The sequence below is a fragment of the Microtetraspora sp. AC03309 genome (genome assembly GCF_020826795.1).
GTDB classification, from domain to species: Bacteria; Actinomycetota; Actinomycetes; order Streptosporangiales; family Streptosporangiaceae; genus Microtetraspora; species Microtetraspora glauca.
Map to the genome: position 1 here is coordinate 1 of NZ_JADDIL010000320.1, position 682 is coordinate 682.

The 682-nt window shown below is 63.6% G+C and carries 1 protein-coding gene; it reads right to left on the reverse strand.

The annotated features are described in order from the left end of the window. The coding region (locus tag IMZ11_RS43090; protein ID WP_255708155.1) for an FtsK/SpoIIIE domain-containing protein at nt 1–682 on the reverse strand (682 nt) is incomplete at both ends.

Consider the following 682-nt stretch of genomic DNA (forward strand, 5'->3'; position numbering starts at 1 on the left):
GTCGAAGACATCGGCCAACTCGGGGTGCTCGTTGAGCAGCAGCGAGAACTCATCGACCCAGACGAGCATGTAGGGCACCGGTGGCAGGTGTGCACCTGCGGGGGTGGCACGCGCCTCGTTGTACTGGACGATTGAGGTGAACGGGGCGCCTTGGAACTTCATGCCGGCGTCGTAGAAGATGCGGCCGCGCAAGTCGAGAAGGCCTAGAAGAGTGTCGCCGAAACGCTCGACGTGGGACCGTTTTTCCTCCATGTTGGTGATGATGGCCGCCACGTGCGGGTAGCCGGCGAAGGTCTCGAACCCGGCACCGTCTTTGAAGTCGGCGAGGATGGCCTGGACGACGTCGGGTGAGTGCTGGGCGAAGACAGCGAATGCCAACGCGGCCAGCGTGGTCGACTTTCCCGATCCGGTCATGCCGATCATCAGCCCGTGCGGGCCGAAGCCCCCGTCAGCTTCGTCTTTGAGATCGTGTAGCAGGGGCGCCCCGTTGGGTTGCACCCCCATCGGCGCTTTGAGGATGGGCTCCAGGATGACCGGCTCACCGGTGCCTACTGGCAACATTCTGGGCTTCCACAATGCTTCGACGTCGATCTTGGCGGCGTTGGGGATCCCCAGTAGTGCGAGCAAGGTTTGCGCCGCTTGGGATTCGGCGTCTTGGTGGCTGATCGGGGCCGCGTCCCAC